Origin of the sequence: Psychrobacter sp. Ps1 (genome assembly GCF_022129425.1) — a bacterium.
In the GTDB taxonomy this organism is placed as follows: Bacteria; Pseudomonadota; Gammaproteobacteria; order Pseudomonadales; family Moraxellaceae; genus Psychrobacter.
The window spans coordinates 1-616 of sequence record NZ_JADQAN010000032.1 but is presented as its reverse complement, the minus strand read 5'-3'; the positions used below and the strand labels follow the sequence as shown (position 1 = coordinate 616).

The following is a 616-nucleotide window of genomic DNA, read 5'->3' as shown; positions in this document are numbered from 1 at the left end:
TTGAGCCTGGCGCAAATGATTCTCAATTAACAGCACACTCTGATGAAGACCCACGTACGTTGCTGCGTTGTCCACCTCAAGAACTGACAGGCGAGTGGAACCCAGAAAAGTGGGACTACTGGTTACAGACGGCTCGTGAAAGCGAGGTATTGGCACAAGATGAGCTAGCACTGGCACGACAAGGTACAATGACTGGTCAATGCAATGGCAAAGCCACGTTTTTGACTAGTGTCGATAGTAAGCATTTGCAGGTCACTTTTCAGCAATTGGCAGCTAAGCTACAACAGCAATTTACGCAAGCTGACATTGACTTGAAAATTGATAGTAGTATTATGCAGACCGAAGATAAAACCCCAGAGCGCCGACAGAAAAAACGTTTAGAGCAAGCGAAAACCGTTGCTGAAACGAAATTACTAAAAACACCAGTAATGCAGTATTTAACTGAACGTGGTGAGGGTAAAATGGGTAAAGTACAGCTGTATTGAGATTTTAGAGCAGTGTTTGCTCAAAATATCTAAAAGTATATTTATATATTGAACACCCCACTCTCAACTTCGAAAGTGATTGAAAAAAGAAGAGCACCTCACTAATCTATTGTTTTCGACCAAGAATACAA

Annotated in this window: 1 pseudogene; it reads left to right on the top strand. The window is 41.9% G+C overall.

Annotation, left to right across the window (positions count from 1 at the left end):
• Positions 1-485: pseudogene (locus I3249_RS12365) on the top strand (DNA polymerase III subunit gamma/tau); the annotation flags it as partial.
• Positions 486-616: the final 131 nt, after the last annotated feature.